This window comes from Amorphus suaedae, from assembly GCF_053629675.1.
The window spans coordinates 1,757,715-1,774,979 of the sequence record NZ_JBRJIT010000001.1 but is presented as its reverse complement, the minus strand read 5'-3'; the positions used below and the strand labels follow the sequence as shown (position 1 = coordinate 1,774,979).

The following is a 17,265-nucleotide window of genomic DNA, read 5'->3' as shown; positions in this document are numbered from 1 at the left end:
GCCGCACGGCGCGGAACGTGGCGGGAAGGGGGCAGGTTCAGCGTTCCTTAAGGGGCGTGCGGCAACACTCCGCCAGCACGAGGGTCCGCCGGGGCCGCTCGATCCGACGAGACCCTGACCGCCAAGCAGCCGGAAGACGATAGCCCGTGACCGCGATGAAGGCAGATCGAACCCGCCGGACGAAGGAGCCGGACGAGGAGGAGGCGATCGGCCTTGCCGGCCGCGCGGCCGCGGCCGTGCGCGCCCGGCCGAAGGCGGTGCTGTTGACGCTCGCCTCGGTCTTCTCTCTGACGGCGATTTCGGTCAACGCGCTCTACCTTCAGCCCGGCAAGCATCCCGCGCCGATGTTCTCCCATCAGCCGGCGCCCGTGCGCACGGCGTCGCTCTCCGATGACGTGGCGCCCGCTCCGGCGACGCTGCCGGCGACGTCTGCCGGGCAGGATCGGGAGACCGCCCCTGCGCCCCCGCCGGACAACATGGTCGCCGCGATCCAGACGGCGCTGAAGGCGCGCGGCCTCTATTCGGACGCCGTCGACGGCGCCATGGGGCCGGCGACCCGGGCCGCGATCTCCGCCTACGAGCAGAAGATGGGCCTCGACGTGACCGGCGCCCCGAGCCTCGGGCTGCTCGCGAGCCTCTCCGGGCCGGCGACGAAGCCGCCGTCTGCTCCGTCCTCCACCGCCTCGCAGGGCTCGTCCACGCCCTCGCGGGCGGTCGTTCAGCGGTTGCAGAAGGCGCTTGTCGCCGCGGGCTACGGCCCGATCACGGTCGACGGCCTGTACGGGTCGGAGACCGCCGGCGCGATCCGCCGCTATCAGCTCGATCACGGCATGTCGGTGAACGGCAACGTCTCCGATCCGCTGCTGGCGAAGCTCGGGGTTGTGGCGGGCCAGCCGGAAGGCTAGCCAGTCTTCGAGCGCCGCCGCGCGGCCCGCCACCAACGCGAACCGGATCCCCCATGCGCCTCACCTCGTCGATCTGGGTTTCGGCCTACCTCCGGCGCTGCCAGGGCGAGGGCGTGTATGGCGTCGTCGCGCGCCATGGCGCGGAGGAAGCGGGTGCCATCTTCCTGCGCGTCAACCGGCTCGACGGGACCTGCGACCTCTACGGCCCGGCGCCCCAGTCGTTCTCGGAAGACGGGGCCGATGAAGGGTGGGGCGGTCGCCGCTTCGAGCCGCTGCTGACGGGCTGCCCGGAAGCGGAGGCGGACGTGCGCATGGCGCGGGAACGGAACTTCGATTCCGATCTCTGGCTGGTCGAGATCGACGATCGCCAGGGACGCGTGTTCCTCGACTGAGGCGGCAGCGTCAGGCCGGAAACGTCGGGTCCGCGAGCGCCTCGAAGGCGGGCCGGGCGATCAGATAGCCCTGGACGAGTTCGACCCCGAGGTCGACAAGCACGTCCAGCTCGGACCGGGTCTCGACCCCTTCGCAGATCGGCTGGATGGAGAACTCGTCGAGCATTCTCAGAACGTGCTTCAGCACGGTGCGCCGCGCCGGCTCGATGTCGATGTCGCGCACGAGATCCATGTCGATCTTCACGATGTCCGGCTGGAACCGCGCGAGCAGCGACAGCCCGGCCTGACCCGCGCCGAAGTCGTCGATGGCCGTCCTGAAGCCGATCGACCGGTAGGTCTCCAGGATGTTCACCACGTGCGGCACGTCGACGCTTTCGTCCTCGGTGAACTCGAAAATGATCTGATCGAGCGGAAACCCCGTCCGCCTGGCGGCGATCAGGGTCTGGCGGATGCAGGCCGCGGGCTCGTAGACGGCGTTGGGAAGAAAGTTGATGGAGAGGTTCTGCCCCGAAGCGGCCATCCCGAGCCGGGTCGCCATCTCGATCGCCCGGACCCGGATCTTCTGGTCGAAGGCGTACCGGTTCTGCGGCGTGAGCTGGGACAGGACCGCGCCCGCGCTCTCGCCGTTCACCCCGCGCACCAGCGCTTCATGCCCGAAGATCGACTTGCGCGGCAGATCGACGATCGGCTGGAACGCCATCGCAAAGGGTAGGTCGAAGGCTTCGCCGTTCCGGCAGCCTTCACACGCAACATTCACGCGAATTCATCTCCACTTCCTGGGGCGGTGGGTGAAAGGTCGAACTAGCGTAACATCGATCATCCGCCGCCGGTTCCCAAGCTGCCCTGACGTCAAACGGTGTAGCGATCCGAAGGGCACGAACCCAGACTGCGCGTTCTGAATTGGCCGGACCTTGCATCGTCGCGATCGCGATCGGTAGCGCCATGGCCGCAGGACGATATGCGCCGCGGTACCGCGCGATGCCGGGGCGGGGCGCCGCGGGTCAGGCCGGAAAGCGGGGCGTTGCCAGGCGCTCGAAGGCTGGGCGCGCGAAGAGAAACCCTTGAAGGAGGTCCACCCCAAGGTCTGTCAGGGTCGCGAACTCGGCATAGGTTTCGACACCGACGCAGATGGGACGAATGTTCAGTTCACGGAACCAGCGAATCGCATTCTTGACCATGCGGCGCTTGGCGTCGTCTCTGTCGATATTGTGCACCAGGCGCATGTCGATCTTGACGAAGTCCGGCTGAAACTTCGATAGGAGTTCCAGGCTCGCGTGGGTCGGACCGAAATTGTCGAGCCCCGTCTTGAAGCCCATCTCCCGATAGGCGGTGAGGACCTCGGTGGTGTGGGGCACGTCCAGCGACTCGTTATCCCGACATTCGAATACGATGCGTTCAAGCGCGAGATGGGCATCCTCCGCAGCCTGGAATATCCTGGCCAGGCTGGCGACTGGCTTGCGAACCAGGTCGGGGCGGAAATTGATCGACAGGTTGGCGGGTGTGTCTGCGAAATGCAGCCGATCGGCAAGTCGGATTGCTGTCAGGTGGCATAGCTGGTCGAACGCATAGCCATCGCCGGAGTCGAGGTTGAGGAGGAGTTGCGGCGCCGCTTCGCCGCGCGGGCCGCGGACCAGCGCTTCGTGTGCGAAGACACTGTCGTTCGCCAGATCGACGGTCGGTTGAAAGGCCATCGTGAGCGTTTTCCTGAATTCCAGCCCCACCCTCTGACCTCTTCCCAAGCCCGCAGGCTTCGCTTCAAACTTGGGTCAGTGTTGCATGCCAATTTTGAACGGATCTTTGCCTTTTGTGTCATACGGGCACCACATCCTCGCCAGGATTTTTCTACCAAGTGCGCAACTGCGCGCGCTTCTCCGAAGCCTCGTATGCGCTCGATGCGGCCCGATTTCGGGCTCCATGATCGCTTCTGACGCCGAAAGTTGAGGACGAATGTCCGGACCCCGCGACCCTGTGATCCTCGCCGGTCTCGCCGATGGCACCCTTCCGGCCGAGGATGCCGAGCGGCCATTCTGGGAGACCAAGACGCTCGACCAGATGAGTGGGCCGGAGTGGGAATCGCTCTGCGACGGGTGCGCGCGCTGCTGCCTCAACAAGCTCGAGGACTGGGACACGGGCGAGATCCACTGGACCCATATCGCTTGCCGGCTGCTCGACGACGGCACCTGCCGCTGCCGCGACTACGAGAACCGGTCCGACATCGTTCCCGACTGCATCCAGCTCGATCCGGCCGCCATCCGCGAACTCACCTGGCTGCCGCCCACCTGCGGCTACCGCCTCGTGGACGAGGGAAAGCCGCTCTACTGGTGGCATCCGCTCGTCTCCGGAGATCCGGACACCGTGCACCAGGCCGGCATCTCGGTGCGCGGGCGGACGATCTCGGAAGAGGGGATCGAGCTGGAGGACTACGAATTCCACCTGGCCGCCTGGCCGGGCGAGGAGTGAGGGCCGCCGGATACCGGCCCGATACCTCAGTCCGCGCCGCCGCTAGCGCGGGGCCGTCGCGCCCACCGGCACCGACCGGTCCACCACGTCGCGCAGCGCGAAGCTCGACTGGATGCGTGCCACGTGGGGCAGCCGCGACAGCTGGCTCTTGTGGATGTGCTCGTAATCCTCGATGTCGCGCGCCATCACGATGACCAGGTAGTCGTCGCTGCCGGCCATCAGGAAGCAGCGCGTCACCGACGGGCAGGTGATGATCGCCGTCTCGAAGGTGGACAGCGCCTCCTCCGACTGGCTGTCGAGGGTGATGCGCACGATGACGGTCGCCGTCATGCCGAGCGCCTTGAGGCCGAGCACCGCCCGGTAGCCGGCGATCACGCCGCTTTCCTCCAGCAGCCGCTGGCGCCGGGCAACCGCCGTTGCCGACAGCCCGATCCGCTCGGCAAGCTCGACGTGGCTGGCGCGTCCGGTGTCGGCCAGCGCGTCGATCAGCTTAAGGTCGAGACGGTCGAGTTTCATAAATCGCCGGATTCAATCGCAGATGTGCAATTTCGTGATGCTATCACGCACAGAATGGCGTCGCCATCCTGCAGAAAGCCCGGAAACGCCGCGCCATCGGCATTATCTGACAAGGATCTGCAACGCAGCCACGCAATGGGAGCGGAAGACATGCTTGTCGGTGTGCCGAAAGAGATCAAGCCACAGGAATACCGCGTTGGCCTCACGCCGGCGTCGGTGCGTGAATATGTGGCCGCGGGCCACGACGTGATCGTCGAGAGCGGGGCCGGGGAGGGCATCCACGCCGACGACGCGACCTACGAGGCTGCCGGCGCCCGCATCGTCGCCGACGCGAAGGCCGTGTTCGACGCGGCCCAGATGATCGTCAAGGTCAAGGAACCCCAGCCGGTCGAGTGGGCCATGCTGCGGCCGGACCAGATCCTGTTCACCTATCTTCATCTCGCCCCCGATCCGGAGCAGACCAGGGGGCTCATCGCCTCCGGCGCGACCGCGATCGCCTACGAGACCGTGACCGACCGCCTGGGCGGCCAGCCGCTGCTGGCGCCGATGAGCGAAGTCGCCGGGCGGCTGGCGATCGAGGCGGCCTGCTTCTCGCTGCGCCGCAATTCCGGCGGCCGTGGCCTGCTGATGGGCGGCGTGCCCGGCGTGGCGCCGGCCCGCGTCGTGGTCATCGGTGGCGGCGTCGTCGGCACCCATGCGGCGCGCATGGCCATCGGCCTCGGTGCCGAGGTCACCATTCTCGACCGCTCCGTGCCGCGCCTGCGGGTTCTCGACGACCAGTTCGATGGCCGCGTGCGCACCCTCTACTCGACCACCGATGCGCTGGAAGCCGAGGTGATCGCCGCCGACGTGGTGATCGGCGCGGTGCTGGTTCCGGGCGCCGCCGCGCCGAAGCTCGTACGCCGGCCGCTTCTGAAGCGCATGAAGCCCGGCTCGGTGGTCGTCGACGTGGCCATAGACCAGGGCGGGTGCTTCGAGACCTCCCATGCCACCACCCACGACGACCCCACCTACGAGGTCGACGGCGTGATCCACTACTGCGTGGCGAACATGCCGGGCGCGGTGCCGATGACGTCTGCCGCCGCGCTGAACAACGCCACCCTGCCGTTCGGCCTGGCGCTGGCGGGCAAGGGGCTCGCGGCGCTGACCGACGATCCGCACCTGCTGGCGGGGCTCAACATCCATCGCGGCCAGGTGACCAACCGGGCGGTGGCCGACAGTCTCGGCCTGCCGTTCGTCGCGCCGCAGACGGCCCTTGCGGCCGGCAGGACGGCCGCCGCCGCCTGACGCGACGCGGGTTTCCCGGCCGGGCCGGGAGGGCACTGGGGCAAGGGGAGGAGCGGTCCGCTCTTCCCCTTTTTCATGTTCGCCTTGCGGCACGGTGCGTTCGGTTTCACAATCGATAATTGCAGGCCCGGGCGCGCGTCGCACCAGGCCGCACAAGAGCCGGATCAATCCGGCCGCACCATTTCGAGGGGAGGAATCATGGTCCACGTCATCCACGCGCTCGTGCGGCGGGTCGTGCCCGTCGCTGCCGCGGCCGGCCTCGCGCTGCCGCTTGCCGCTCATGCCGAGACGCTGAAGCTCGCGCATTTCGTGCCGCCCGCCCACATCGTCACCAGCTCGGTGGTCGAGCCGCTCGTCGAGGGCGTCGCGAAATCCAGCAACGGCGATCTGGTAATCGAGGTCTATCCGGGCGGCGAACTCGGGGCAGGGCCGATGGAGCAGTACGTCCGCGCGCTGAACGGCGTCGCCGACATCACCTGGGGCGTGTCCGGCTACACCTCCTCCCAGTTCCCGAAGTCGATGATCGCCGAGATGCCGGGCGCCTTCCCCGACAGGGGCAAGGGCTACGAGGCGATCTGGCGCGCCTACGACAAGCACCTGACGAGCGAGTATCCGGGCACCAAGCCGCTGGCGCTGTGGGTGAGCGAGCCCAGCGTGTTCATCATGCGCGACAAGGAGATCCGAACGCCCGCCGACCTCACGGGCCTGAAGATCCGCGTCTCGGGCGACGTGTCGGCCCGGCTGATGGAGGCGTTCGGGGCGACGCCGGTGCACATGTCGGCGTCGGAGACCTACAACGCGCTGCAGACGGGTCTGGTCGACGGCTGCGTGACGGGGGCGAGCGCCATCCGCGACTTCAAGTTCGACGAGGTGGCCAACAGCTTCACCGTCGGTCCGGCGCTCGGCAGCGTGATGTTCTACCTGGTCATGAATCTGGATCGCTACGAGCAGCTCACCGACGCGCAGCGGGCGGCGCTTGACGCCAACATCGGCGAGGCGCTGTCGGCAAGCGGCGAGGCCGGCTGGAACAAGCGCGCCGGGGAGACGCTGGCCGCGCTCAAGGCCGACCCTGCGAAGACGGTGATCGTGCTGTCGGAGGCGGAGAGCAAGCCGTTCGACGACATCGCGTTCGCGCTGCGCGACAAGGTCATCAAGGAGATGGACGCCAACGGTCTCGACGCGACGGCAACGCTCGCGACCATGCAGGGCAAGTGAGCCGGAGCGTCCGGGCCGGCGGGTTCGGCGTCGCGCGCCGGGTGGCCGATCTCCTCGCCGACGCATCGGCGGCCATCGGCGGCGCGGCGCTCGTCGCCGCCGGGGCGATCATCGTGATCGACGTCGTCGGCCGGGTGTTCGGGGAGCCGCTGCGCGGCGCCCAGGATCTCGCCCAGATGGCGCTGGTGCTCATCGTCTTCGGCGGCATGGCCTTCTGCGACCGGATCGGCGGTCACGTGTCGGTCGACCTGTTCGAGACCAGCTTTTCGGCGCGCGCCAACCTCTGGTTCGCGGCGTTCGCCAACGCCCTCGGCGCGTTGATCTTCATCCTCATCGCGGTGGAGATCTGGGAGTCCTCGAAGATCTCCCGGATGCTGAATCTCGCCACCAACATCCTCAAGCTGCCGAAGGCGCCGTTCCAGTACGCGGTCGCCGCCTTCTGCGTCATCACCGCGCTCGGCATGCTGGTGCGGATGGCCGACGGCATCGCCCGGGCGCGGGGGCGGCTGCCGGCGGACCAGTCCGGCGAAGGGCGCGCCCCGTGACGGCGGTCGCCGCCGGGCTTGCCGGACTGGCCGTCTTCCTGGCGCTTCTCGTGATCCGGGTGCCGGTGGCGTTCGCCATGTTCGTCGTCGGCCTGGTCGGCGTCTCGGTGTTCAACTCGCCCTCTTCGGCGCTCAGCCTGCTGGCCAGCGAAAGCTTCACGCTCGCCTCCAGCACCGAGCTGATCGTCGTGCCGCTGTTCATCCTGATGGGCAACATCGCCACCGAGGCGGGCATGAGCCGCCGGCTCTACGACGCCGCCTATGCGTGGATCGGCGCGGTGCGCGGCGGGCTCGCCTCGGCGACCGTCGTCGGCTGCGCGGGGTTCGCCGCGCTGTGCGGCTCGTCGGTCGCCTCGGCGCTGACCATGGGCCGGGTCTCGCTCGGCGAAATGAAGCGCTTTTCCTACAGCGACCGGCTGTCCACCGGCGCGGTGGCGGCCGGCGGCACCCTCGGCATCCTCATCCCGCCGTCGACGGGTTTCGTCGTCTACGCGATCCTGACCCAGCAATCCATCGGCCGGCTGTTCCTCGCGGGCGTCGTGCCGGGCATCCTGCTCGCCACGCTTTTCGTCCTCGCCATCACGATCATCGCCTGGCTCCGGCCGGCACAGGCGCCGCGCGGGCCCGCCGTCGGCTGGGCGGAGAAGCGCGCGGCGACTTGGGGGGCGGTGCCGATCCTGCTCATCATCCTCGTCACCATCGGCGGCATCTACATGGGCGTCTTCTCGCCCATCGAGGCGTCGGCGGTGGGCGCGGCGCTGGCGCTGCTGTTCGCGGTGCTCGGCCGGTCCCTGTCGATGGCCGGCTTCCTGAAGGCGGTGCGCGATGCGGTCGCGACGACGGCGACGGTGATGCTGATCCTGATCGCCGCCCACATCATCAACCCCTTCATCGCGCTCACCCACATCCCGGCGCTGGTGGGGGAAGCGCTCACCAGCCTGCCGCTCGGCCCCACCGGCATCATGCTGGTCATCCTCGCCTGCTACCTGGTCCTCGGCTGCTTCCTGGAGGGGCTGTCGATGCTGGTGCTGACCATGCCGATCTTCTTTCCGCTGGCGACCTCGCTCGGCTTCGATCCGATCTGGTTCGGCGTCGTCGTCGTGATCACCCTGGAGATGGGCCTCATCAGCCCGCCGGTCGGCGTCAACGTGTTCATCGTCAAGTCGGTCGCGCCGGAGGTGCCGCTGAAGGAGATCTTCGCCGGTGTCGCGCCGTTCTGGTTCGCCATGCTGGCGCTGGTGCTGCTGCTGATGCTGTTCCCGGGCCTTGCACTGATGCTGCCGGATACGATGATCGGATGAGACAAGGGCGGGAACCGCCGGACGTGAACGGGAGAGAGCCATGAAGCGCAGCGACGACCGCATCCTCACCACCCATGTCGGCAGCCTGCCCCGCCCGCAGGCGCTGCTCGACGCCGTCGCCGAGGCGCGCCGGGGCGGCGACAGGGCGGCCTTCGAGGCGGTGCTCGCCAGCTCCGTCGCCGACATGGTGCGCCGGCAGGCGGAGGTCGGCATCGACATCGTCAACGATGGCGAACTCGGCAAGTCGGGCTGGGCAAACTACGCGATGGAGCGGATGAGCGGCTTCGAGCCGCGCCCCGAGACGCTCTATCCCGCCATCTGGCTCGGGCGCGACCGCCACCGCTTCGCCGAATTCATGAAGGCCGAGTTTCCGCGCGGCGCCGAGGGCACGCCCGGCCACGCCTGCATCGGCGAAATCGCCTACCAGGACCGCCACAGCGTCCGGCGCGACCTCGCCAACCTCAGGTCGGCGGTCGCGCGCGTCGACGTAGAGGACGTGTTCTTCACCTGCGTGGCGCCGGCGAGCGTCGGCTACGACGCCGCCAACGAGTTCTACGGCAACGAGCGCGACTACGTGTTCGCCATCGCCGACGCGCTGCGCGACGAGTACCGCGCCGTCCACGAGAGCGGCGTGGTGCTGCAGGTCGACGACGCGGTGCTCGCCAACATGTACGACCATCTCGTCCAGCAGAGCCCGGAGCGCTACCTGGAATGGGCGGAGCTGCGGATCGCCGCCCTCAACCACGCGCTGGAGGGCATTCCCGCCGACCGCATCCGCTACCACGTCTGCTTCGGCAGCTGGCACGTGCCGCACGTGGCCGACGCGCCGCTGTCGGCGATCGTCGAGCTGATCCTCAGGGTCAATGCCGGCGCCTATGCCATCGAGGCGGCCAACGTGCGCCACGAGCACGAGTGGCGGGTCTGGGAGACCACCCGCCTGCCGGACGACAAGATCCTGATCCCCGGCGTCATCACCCACCACACCACGACGGTCGAGCATCCGCGGCTGGTCGCCGACCGCATCGTCCGCTTCGCCCGGCTGATCGGGCGCGAGAACGTCATCGCCGGAACCGACTGCGGCTTCGCCCAGGCGGAGGGAATCCAGCGGGTCCATCCGTCGGTGATGTGGGCGAAGTTCGAGAGCCTGGCCGAGGGCGCCCGCATCGCCACGTCCGAGCTGTGGTGACCCGCCGGGCGGTCGGGGCCGCGCGGAGGACAGTGGATTTTTGGAGTGGCGGCGCCGGGCCGGGTGGCCCATTCTGGAGGCAACCGCCGGAGCGTTCCGCCCCGTCCCACCGCCTTCCACCCGAGTGATGGATCCCAGCCCGTGAAGCTCTTCTATTCCCTGTCGTCTCCCTATGTCCGCAAGGTCATGGTGATCGCGCTCGAGACCGGCCAGGCCTCCGACATCGAGAAGCTGCCCTCGGCCGCGAGCCCCGTCGCCCGCGACGCGACCATCGTGGCGGTCAATCCGCTCGGCAAGGTGCCGACCCTGATCCTCGACGACGGCTCCGCCCTCTACGACAGCCGCGCCATCGCCATGTATCTCGACGCCCGCCACGACGGCGCGCCGCTCTATCCGGCCGACGGCCCGGAGCGCTGGACGGTGATGCGCTGGGAAGCGCTCGCCGACGGTCTGCTCGATGCCGCCCTGCTGCTGCGCTACGAGACGTTCATGCGTCCGGAGGAGAAGCGCTGGCCCGAGTGGATCGCCGGCCAGTACGAGAAGATCGCCTCCGCCCTCGACGTGATGGAAGCCGAGATCGGCGGACGCGGCGAGATCGACGCCGGCCTGATCGCGGCTGGCTGCGCCCTCGGCTACCTCGACCTGCGCTTCGCCGACCTGGGCTGGCGTGACAGCCATCCGGCGCTCGCCGCCTGGTTCGCCGGCTTTGCCGAGCGGCCCTCGATGGTCGCCACCAAGCCGGAATGAGCGAGCGGGCTTTCGATCCCGCCGCGCACGGCTGGGAACCCTACACCGACGACGGCTTTATCGGCCTCGTCGGTCCGCTGTGGATCCGCGCGAAGGAGCCGGCGCCGGACTTCGCCTTCATGGCGCAGTCCAAGCACCACAACCGGCGCGGCGTCGTGCAGGGCGGCATGCTGATGACCTTCGCCGACCGGGCGATGGGCATGACCTGCTGGTACCACAACGAGAAGAAGCCCCAGGCGACGATCCAGCTCAACGTGCACTTCGTCGACGCGGTGCAGGTGGGCGAGTTCGTCGAGGCGCGCTGCGAGGTCGTCCGGCGCACCAAGTCGCTGATCTTCATGCGCGGCACGCTGATGGTGGGCGCCCGCATCGTCGCCACCGCCGACGGGGTCTGGAAGGCGGTGCGCAGCGCCTCGGGCGTCGCGGAGCCGAGTTCGACAGGCTCTCGGGACCCCGCGCGCCCGGATCACTGACGGTCCACACCCCAGGCAGTCCGGCGTGGACCGTCAGCCGTCAGATGCGCTGACCGCCAGACACCTCGATCCTCTGGGCGTTCACCCAGCGATTGTCCTCCGACAGGAGGCTCGCGATCATTGGGCCGATGTCGTCCGGCAGACCGACGCGGCCGAGCGCCGTCATGTCCGCGAAAACCTTGTTGAGATCCGCCGTGTCGCGGACGGCGCCGCCGAGGAAATCGGTCTCGATCGCGCCCGGTGCCACCGTGTTGACCGCGATGCCGCGGTGGCCGAGCTCCTTCGCCATGTAGAGCGAGAGCACCTCGACGGCGCCTTTCACCGCCGAATAGGCGGAGAAGCCGGGGAACGCATTCTTGGTCAGGCCCGACGACAGGTTCACGATGCGGCCGCCGTCTTCGATCAGCGGCAGCAGCGCCTGCGTCAGGAAGAACACGCCCTTGAAGTGGACGTCGACGAGGGTGTCGAACTGCGTCTCGGTCGTCTCCGCGAGCGACGCCATGTCTCCGTGGCCGGCGTTGTTCACAAGATGGTCGAACGTCTCGCGCTGCCAGGTCTCGCGAAGGCCTTTCCGCAGCGCATCCGAAAACGCTCCGAACGTGCCGACATCGCCGACATCCAGCTGCAGCGCGATCGCCTTGCGGCCCAGCGCCTCGATCTCCGCGACGGCGGACTGTGCTTCCTCCTTCTTGCTGCGATAGGTCAGCGCCACATCCCCGCCATGTCGGGCGATGCTGAGAGCAGTGTTCCGGCCCAGCCCGCGGCTGCCGCCGGTCACGATTGCGATTTTGGTCATCGGTCTCATTCCCTGTGTGGATACGATCCCGATATCGCGTCGAAGCGAGGGCGTTTGTTGCCGGAAGCGCGACGATTCTTGCCTATTCCTCCCAAGGCCGGTGCGTGGTGGCGGACGATCGGTTAGGCTTCAGCGATGTCCGAAACGCTGCTCGATACCGTTCGCCGGCACACCCGCGCTCACGCGGATCCGTCAGGCGTCGCGCCCACGCCGATCACCGGCCTGACCGCGATCACCTCGCTCGCTCCAAGCGGGCTGGATTATGCGATCTCGCGGCCGCTGGTCGCGCTGGTGCTGCAGGGAAGCAAGCAGGTGGCGATTGGAAACCGGTCGGTGCTGCTGAGCCCGGGCGATTCCCTGTTGATCACCGCCGACGTTCCGACGGTGAGCCAGATCACCCGAGCGAGCGTTGCCGCGCCCTATTATTCCCTGGTGATGGATCTCGATCCGGCGGTGATCGCCGGGCTGGCGGTGGAGCTGGAGGCGGATGCTCCCGTCGACCGTCCGGCGGTTCTGGCCGGCCCCACCGAGGCCGAGGTCGCGGACGCCGCGCTGCGCCTGATGCGCTTGCTCGATCGTCCCGAAGCGGTGCCGGTCCTGCGTGACCAACTCGTGCGGGAAATGCATTACTGGCTGCTGGCCGGCCAGCATGGCCCGGCCATTCGGCGACTGGGCTGGGCCGGTGGCCATCTCAGCCGGATCGCGCGCGCCGTCGCGGTCCTGCGGACCGAATTCGCCGAGACCCTCCCCGTCGATCGGCTTGCAGCGGTGGCGGGCATGAGCCCCTCTTCGTTTCACCGCCATTTTCGCGCCGTGACGTCGCTGTCTCCGCTGCAGTTTCAGAAGCAGCTGCGTCTGATCGAAGCCCGGCGGTTGATGATTTCACAGGGTATGCCGGCCAGCAGCGCCGCCTTCACCGTCGGCTACGAGAGCGTGCCGCAGTTTACCCGGGAATATGCCCGGATGTTCGGTCGGCCGCCCGTTCGGGACAGGAAGTCCGCGCGGAATGGAGTGGCCATGACGGGTGTGGGAGGGCCGCGATAGGGCGATGCCGATCGGCTGACGCCCCGCGGCCATCGCCGGCACGCTCGTTCCTCAGGAGCCGGACGCGTCAGGGTATCCCGGGGGCGTCAGACGACCGGCCGGTAGGTCGCCAGCTTGTAGCCGAAGCCCAGGAACACGGCGCCGGTCACGCCCTTGATCCAGCGCTGGACGCGCCGTCCCCGGGCGACGACCGAGAGCCTGGAGAACAGCACCACGATGGCGCTGAACCAGACGAGATTGATCATCGAATGCAGGAAGACGAGCACGAAGGCGGACATCCCTGACGGATCGCCGACGGGGATGAAGTGCGGAAACACCGCCAGGTAGAACATCGACACCTTGGGGTTCAGCCCGTTGGTGAGAAGCCCCTCGACGAAGGCCTTGCGCAACGTCCGGCGGCGCCGCGCCGGGGCGACGCTGGCCGGGGTATCCTGCCCCTTGAAGGCAGCGACGATGGCCTTCAGCCCCACCCAGCACAGATAGGCGGCGCCCACGTACTTGACGATGGCGAACGCGGTTGCCGACTGGACCAGGATGATCGACAGGCCGAGGATCGAGAGCGCGCCGTGCACGTAGAAGGCCACGAAGAAGCCGGCGATGTTGGCGAACCCGGCGGCGCGCCCGGAGGTCGGCACGGTCTTGGCGATCAGGACGCCGTTGGGGCCCGGGGAGGTGACCAGCAGGGTGGCGGCCAGCCCGAAGGCGAGAATCTCCGACCAGCCCATGACGCGATGGTCCCTTCCCTCAGGCGCCCGAGCGCAGGCGCCAACGCGGGGCGGATCATCGCACGAGGCCGTCGCGGGGCGAACCGACAGTTTCGCAGGGCTTCACGGGCCTCGCCCGCGCGCCGCGCATGGCCTCACCAGGCGGCGCGGTAGATCGCCAGCGCGTCGGCGCGGGTGAGGGGGCGCGGGTTGTTGACCAGGAGCCGGGTCTGCTTCATGGCGTCGTCGGCCATCATCTCCAGCGCGCTCTCCGGGATCTCCACGTCGCGCAGCCGCCGTGGCAGGCCGCAGCGGATCGACAGGTCCTGCAGGTCGTCGGCGAAGGCCGCGGCCCGGCCCTGGGTGCCGATCTCGGCCAGTTTCGGAAACACGATCGGGGCGATGTCGGCGTAGACCGCGCCGCTGGTCTCCGCGTTGAAGCGCAGCACGTGCGGCAGCACCAGCGCGTTCGAGAGCCCGTGCGGCACGTGGAAATGGCCCCCGATCGGGTAGGCGAGGGCGTGCACGGCTGCGACGGGCGAATTGGCGAAGGCCTGGCCGGCCAGCATCGAGCCCAGCAGCATGTCGGCGCGGGCGCTCTTGTCGGCGCCGTCGGTCACCGCGCGCTCCAGCGCCCCTCCCATCAGCCGCAGCGCCTCGCAGGCGAGGGTGCGCGACACCGGGTTGTTGTTGGCGCTGGCCGAGGCGAACGCCTCGATGGCGTGGACCATGGCGTCGACGCCGGTGGCGGCCGTGACGGCGGCCGGCAGACCGTAGGTGAGCTCCGGGTCGAGGAGGGCCACGTCGGGCAAAAGCAGCGGCGAGACGACGCCCATCTTCTCGCTGGTGCCGGTGGTCACGATGGCGATGGGGGTGACCTCGGATCCGGTCCCGGAGGTGGTCGGCACCAGCATCAGCGGCAGGCGGGGCCCCTTCGCGTTGCCGATCCCGTAGGCGTCGGCGAGCCGCTCGCTGCCGCTGGCGAGCAGCGCCACCAGCTTGGCGGTGTCGAGCGACGAGCCGCCCCCGAAGCCGATCACCGCGTCTGCGCGGTGCGCGCCGGCGGCGGCCGTGGCTGCCTCGACGACGGCCTCCGGCGGATCCGCCGCCACGTCGGAGAAGATCGACACCTCGATGCCGGCGGCCGCCAGCGAGGCGACGCAGGGGTCGACGAGCCCGACGCGCACGAGCCCCGGATCGGTGACCAGCAGGATGCGCGTCCAGCCGCGCGCGGCGGCAAGCCCGCCGATCTCCGCCGCCTTGCCCTCGCCGAAGACGATGCTCGGGGCGGTGTTGAAGGTGAACGGTGCGGTCATGCGGTTTCCCCTCCCGGCTGGGTGCCGATCCGATCGATTCGGTATTTGTCCGGACAATAGTCGATCTCCGGGTCGGGGCGAACCCGTCTCGACGACGTGGCGCCGCCGCGTCAGGCGGTTTCCGCCTCGTCGGCCGCGTCGCCGATGAGCTTCGGCCGGATCTCCTCGGGAGCGGCCTCCGCCCACATCAGCAGCGCGTCGAGGGCGGGGCAGAGCGCCTGCCCCCAGTCGGTCAGATGATACTCCACCCGCGGCGGGACCTCGTGATGGACGATGCGGGTCACCACGCCGTCCGTTTCCATCTGCCGGAGCTGCTGGATCAGCATCTTCTGGGAGATGCCGGGGATCGCGCGCTCCAGCTCGGAGAACCGCAGCCGCTTGCCGCCGAAGAGGTGGAACAGGATGACCAGCTTCCACCTGCCCTCCAGAATCCGCAGGACATTCTGGATCCCGCGCGCGCCGAGGGACGTCGTGTAGTCGGGTCGCTTACGCATGGGTAAGTACCTTACTTTTTCGTGCGTTCTTGTCGATTGGGGAGTTATGGCGCACCTGACGTTGAAGGCAAGCCGCCGGGCGGTCTCCCGCGGCACGACATCGACGGAAGGAGCATCAGATGACGGGATCAGATTACGCCCGCGAGTTCGCCGACCTGCGGGTGGTGGTGACCGGTGGCACCAAGGGGGCCGGCGAGGCGGTGTTTCGCCGCTTCGCCGCCAGCGGGGCGCGGCTGATGACCGCCGCCCGTTCCGACCGGCCGGAGCACGTGCCCGAGCCCGCCTTCGTCAAGGCCGATCTCGCGACGGCGGAAGGGTGCGCGGCGCTCGCGGAGGCCGCCATGGCGCGGCTTGGCGGCGTCGATATCCTGGTCCATGTGGTGGGCGGGTCGAAGGCGCCGAGCGGCGGGTTCTCCGTCCTCGACGACACGGCGTGGCGCGACGAACTCGACCTCAACCTGATGAGCGCGGTGCGCCTCGACCGCGCGCTGGTGCCGTCGATGGTGGAGCGCGGGTCCGGCGTTGTGGTGCACACCTCCTCCATCCAGCGCCGCCTGCCACTCCACGACAGCACCATCGGCTACGCCGCCGCGAAGGCGGCGCTGTCGACCTACAGCAAGGCGTTGTCCAAGGAGGTCGGGCCGAAGGGCGTCCGGGTCAACGCGGTCGCGCCGGGCTGGATCTACACGACCGCGGCCGAAGCGCTCGTGCAGCGGATCGCCGAGGGAGCGGGGATCACCGAGGAGGGGGCGCGCCAGACCATCCTGGACGCGCTCGGCGGCATCCCGCTCGGCCGGCCGTCCCGGCCAGAAGAGGTGGCCGAACTGATCGCGTTCCTGGCCTCCGACCGGGCGTCGGCGATCCATGGCGCCGAGTACACCATTGATGGCGGTACCGTGCCGACGGTCTAGGAGCCGGTTGAGGTGTTGTTACTGCAGTCCGCCGGGGCGACCGGCGGGCCGGTCCTGACGGCGCGGTGGCCTACCCCTTGGTGCCGTAGGCCTTCAGGAACATCCGCACGGCGCTTTCGACGGTGGTCTTGACCTCTTCCTTGTCCGGCGTGTCGACGAAGCCGAACAGCAGGCGCTTGACGATGGTGCCATGGCAGAGGTTGAGAAAGTTGGCGGCGGCGAAGGTGGTGTCCTCGTCGATGGACAGCCGGCCGCGCTCCACCTGCCGGTCCAGATAGTCGGCCAGCCGGTTGATGCCGAAGCAGGGGCCCATCTCGAAGAAGGTGCGCCCCGCCTCGGGGAATTTCTCCGCCGCGCCCATCACCATGCGGATCAGGGCGATGTGCTGCGGGGCGGTCATCATGGTCAGGAAGCGTTCGCCCAGCGCCTGCAGGGTGGCGCCGATCTCGGCCTCGTCGTCGGTGACGATGCACATCTGCTCGGCGGCTTCCTGGCGGTCTACCATGACCAGCGCCTGGAACAGCTCTTCCTTGTTGCGGAAATAGACGTACAGCGTCCCCTTCGACACCTTCGCCGCCTGGGCGATCTTGTCCATGCTGGCGCCGTCGAATCCTTCTGCCCGGAACACGCGGCGGGCGCCTTCCAGGATCTCGGCGCGCTTGGCGTTGCTGGAGGTCGCGGCGGTCTTGCCGCGTTCGGGCGGCTTTACGGGCTTGTTCATCGGGCGTTACTCGGCGCTGGGCGTCGGGGCATATCCCGTCAGGGACGGCGGCTGTCTGATCCGGTTTCCGGCGACCATCGTAACACGATTGACTGTCCGCTGTTCCGCGGCCGCCCGTTCTGAATGTCGACCTCCGGAATTGCAGGTCTCGCATGCTCACTGTGCATTGACCGAACCGTTCAGTCAATGCTAGCTTCCGCGGAAATTGACCGAACGGTTCGGTAAATATCCAGAAAAGACGACAGTTATGAA

At 68.5% G+C, this 17,265-nt stretch carries 20 protein-coding genes; 12 read left to right on the top strand and 8 right to left on the bottom strand.

Annotated features, from left to right (window positions below; genetic code table 11):
• Nucleotides 1-155: 155 nt before the first annotated feature.
• Together AB7M35_RS07995 and AB7M35_RS07990 are read left to right on the top strand one after the other, a co-directional pair.
• Entirely contained in the window at nucleotides 156-905 is a 750-nt protein-coding gene (locus tag AB7M35_RS07995; RefSeq protein WP_453958689.1) for a peptidoglycan-binding domain-containing protein, read from the top strand.
• A gap of 53 nt (nucleotides 906-958) precedes the next feature.
• Nucleotides 959-1,297 carry a DUF1491 family protein gene (locus AB7M35_RS07990; RefSeq protein ID WP_453958687.1) on the top strand — a complete coding sequence of 113 codons (339 nt, stop codon included), beginning with the start codon at nucleotides 959-961 and terminating at the stop codon, nucleotides 1,295-1,297.
• A gap of 10 nt (nucleotides 1,298-1,307) precedes the next feature.
• Here AB7M35_RS07990 and AB7M35_RS07985 read toward each other — a convergent pair whose 3' ends face one another.
• Together AB7M35_RS07985 and AB7M35_RS07980 are read right to left on the bottom strand one after the other, a co-directional pair.
• The gene (locus AB7M35_RS07985; RefSeq protein WP_453958686.1) at nucleotides 1,308-2,054 is read right to left on the bottom strand and encodes an EAL domain-containing protein; all 747 of its coding nucleotides are present in this window, start codon (nucleotides 2,052-2,054) and stop codon (nucleotides 1,308-1,310) included.
• A gap of 244 nt (nucleotides 2,055-2,298) precedes the next feature.
• Nucleotides 2,299-3,018, bottom strand: coding sequence for an EAL domain-containing protein (locus tag AB7M35_RS07980; protein ID WP_453958684.1), 720 nt, complete (start codon nucleotides 3,016-3,018; stop codon nucleotides 2,299-2,301).
• Nucleotides 3,019-3,244: 226 nt separating this feature from the next.
• Between AB7M35_RS07980 and AB7M35_RS07975 the strand changes: the two genes are divergently transcribed.
• Nucleotides 3,245-3,757, top strand: a complete 513-nt coding sequence (locus AB7M35_RS07975) for a YcgN family cysteine cluster protein (protein ID WP_453958681.1) — start codon at nucleotides 3,245-3,247, stop codon at nucleotides 3,755-3,757.
• 42 nt (nucleotides 3,758-3,799) lie between these two features.
• On the opposite strand, the gene AB7M35_RS07970 is transcribed toward AB7M35_RS07975, so the two are convergent.
• Complete coding sequence (locus AB7M35_RS07970; RefSeq protein ID WP_453958680.1) at nucleotides 3,800-4,273, bottom strand: Lrp/AsnC family transcriptional regulator; 474 nt, start codon at nucleotides 4,271-4,273, stop codon at nucleotides 3,800-3,802.
• A gap of 150 nt (nucleotides 4,274-4,423) precedes the next feature.
• Between AB7M35_RS07970 and ald the strand changes: the two genes are divergently transcribed.
• From ald to AB7M35_RS07935, 7 genes are all read left to right on the top strand, one after another.
• On the top strand, nucleotides 4,424-5,560 hold the full coding sequence (gene ald / locus AB7M35_RS07965; protein ID WP_453958678.1) for an alanine dehydrogenase: 1,137 nt from the start codon (nucleotides 4,424-4,426) through the stop codon (nucleotides 5,558-5,560).
• 198 nt (nucleotides 5,561-5,758) lie between these two features.
• On the top strand, nucleotides 5,759-6,775 hold the full coding sequence (locus AB7M35_RS07960; protein ID WP_453958677.1) for a TRAP transporter substrate-binding protein: 1,017 nt from the start codon (nucleotides 5,759-5,761) through the stop codon (nucleotides 6,773-6,775).
• Nucleotides 6,772-7,320 (top strand): TRAP transporter small permease, encoded by a 549-nt coding sequence (locus AB7M35_RS07955; protein WP_453958675.1) that lies wholly within the window; start codon nucleotides 6,772-6,774, stop codon nucleotides 7,318-7,320. The genes AB7M35_RS07960 and AB7M35_RS07955 overlap by 4 nt, the downstream gene beginning before the upstream one ends.
• Complete coding sequence (locus AB7M35_RS07950) at nucleotides 7,317-8,621, top strand: TRAP transporter large permease (RefSeq protein ID WP_453958674.1); 1,305 nt, start codon at nucleotides 7,317-7,319, stop codon at nucleotides 8,619-8,621. Before AB7M35_RS07955 ends, AB7M35_RS07950 begins: the two co-directional genes overlap by 4 nt.
• 40 nt (nucleotides 8,622-8,661) lie before the next feature.
• Nucleotides 8,662-9,807: a cobalamin-independent methionine synthase II family protein gene (locus AB7M35_RS07945; RefSeq protein WP_453958672.1), complete on the top strand. Its 1,146-nt coding sequence runs from the start codon at nucleotides 8,662-8,664 to the stop codon at nucleotides 9,805-9,807.
• 141 nt (nucleotides 9,808-9,948) lie between these two features.
• Nucleotides 9,949-10,554, top strand: coding sequence for a glutathione S-transferase family protein (locus AB7M35_RS07940; RefSeq protein WP_453958670.1), 606 nt, complete (start codon nucleotides 9,949-9,951; stop codon nucleotides 10,552-10,554).
• On the top strand, nucleotides 10,551-11,027 hold the full coding sequence (locus AB7M35_RS07935) for a PaaI family thioesterase (protein WP_453958668.1): 477 nt from the start codon (nucleotides 10,551-10,553) through the stop codon (nucleotides 11,025-11,027). The genes AB7M35_RS07940 and AB7M35_RS07935 overlap by 4 nt, the downstream gene beginning before the upstream one ends.
• A gap of 40 nt (nucleotides 11,028-11,067) precedes the next feature.
• Here AB7M35_RS07935 and AB7M35_RS07930 read toward each other — a convergent pair whose 3' ends face one another.
• Nucleotides 11,068-11,823 carry an SDR family NAD(P)-dependent oxidoreductase gene (locus tag AB7M35_RS07930; RefSeq protein WP_453958666.1) on the bottom strand — a complete coding sequence of 252 codons (756 nt, stop codon included), beginning with the start codon at nucleotides 11,821-11,823 and terminating at the stop codon, nucleotides 11,068-11,070.
• 135 nt (nucleotides 11,824-11,958) lie between these two features.
• On the opposite strand from AB7M35_RS07930, the gene AB7M35_RS07925 reads away from it, so the two are divergent.
• Nucleotides 11,959-12,867 carry an AraC family transcriptional regulator N-terminal domain-containing protein gene (locus AB7M35_RS07925; protein WP_453958664.1) on the top strand — a complete coding sequence of 303 codons (909 nt, stop codon included), beginning with the start codon at nucleotides 11,959-11,961 and terminating at the stop codon, nucleotides 12,865-12,867.
• A gap of 86 nt (nucleotides 12,868-12,953) precedes the next feature.
• Here AB7M35_RS07925 and AB7M35_RS07920 read toward each other — a convergent pair whose 3' ends face one another.
• The 3 genes from AB7M35_RS07920 to AB7M35_RS07910 all read right to left on the bottom strand — a co-directional run bounded on the left by AB7M35_RS07920 (nucleotide 12,954) and on the right by AB7M35_RS07910 (nucleotide 15,381).
• On the bottom strand, nucleotides 12,954-13,592 hold the full coding sequence (locus AB7M35_RS07920; RefSeq protein WP_453958663.1) for a LysE family translocator: 639 nt from the start codon (nucleotides 13,590-13,592) through the stop codon (nucleotides 12,954-12,956).
• A 134-nt stretch (nucleotides 13,593-13,726) separates the two neighbouring features.
• Nucleotides 13,727-14,887 (bottom strand): iron-containing alcohol dehydrogenase, encoded by a 1,161-nt coding sequence (locus AB7M35_RS07915; RefSeq protein WP_453958661.1) that lies wholly within the window; start codon nucleotides 14,885-14,887, stop codon nucleotides 13,727-13,729.
• Between the two features lie 110 nt (nucleotides 14,888-14,997).
• Entirely contained in the window at nucleotides 14,998-15,381 is a 384-nt protein-coding gene (locus AB7M35_RS07910; protein ID WP_453958660.1) for a winged helix-turn-helix transcriptional regulator, read from the bottom strand.
• A 119-nt stretch (nucleotides 15,382-15,500) separates the two neighbouring features.
• On the opposite strand from AB7M35_RS07910, the gene AB7M35_RS07905 reads away from it, so the two are divergent.
• Nucleotides 15,501-16,292: an SDR family oxidoreductase gene (locus tag AB7M35_RS07905; protein WP_453958659.1), complete on the top strand. Its 792-nt coding sequence runs from the start codon at nucleotides 15,501-15,503 to the stop codon at nucleotides 16,290-16,292.
• A 70-nt stretch (nucleotides 16,293-16,362) separates the two neighbouring features.
• Here AB7M35_RS07905 and AB7M35_RS07900 read toward each other — a convergent pair whose 3' ends face one another.
• Entirely contained in the window at nucleotides 16,363-17,013 is a 651-nt protein-coding gene (locus tag AB7M35_RS07900; protein WP_453958658.1) for a TetR/AcrR family transcriptional regulator, read from the bottom strand.
• Nucleotides 17,014-17,265: the final 252 nt, after the last annotated feature.